Origin of the sequence: Microbulbifer sp. 2205BS26-8 (assembly GCF_030731025.1) — a bacterium.
In the GTDB taxonomy this organism is placed as follows: Bacteria; Pseudomonadota; Gammaproteobacteria; order Pseudomonadales; family Cellvibrionaceae; genus Microbulbifer; species Microbulbifer spongiae.
The window spans coordinates 1-330 of sequence record NZ_JAVAMR010000219.1; the positions used below are offsets into that span (position 1 = coordinate 1).

Genomic DNA, 330 nt, shown 5'->3' on the forward strand with positions numbered 1-330 from the left:
CCGCCAAATTAACAAGCGCTTCCATGCCATGGTCGGCCATTACCTGTATAAGCCTGAATTCTGTGACCCTGCTGCCGGTTGGGAAAAGGGACAGGTTGAGAAGGGTATACTGGATGCCCGTCACGGGCTCTGGTATGACACACCACCGTTTAAGTCCTTGAATGAGCTTAACAACTGGCTGCAAGAACGTTGTCAGGCACTATGGTGAGAAACGGCGCATCCCCAGTTCAAAACCCGCTCACTAGCAGATTGCCTGGAAGATGAACTACCGGCGATGATGCCGGTTCCCGTAGCCTTCGACGGCTTTATCGAGCACAGCAAGCGCGTATC

1 pseudogene is annotated in these 330 nt (G+C 53.3%); it reads left to right on the plus strand.

What is annotated here, in order from left to right:
* Nucleotides 1–208, plus strand: a pseudogene (locus tag Q5Y71_RS17330) (IS21 family transposase); the annotation flags it as partial.
* Nucleotides 209–330: the final 122 nt, after the last annotated feature.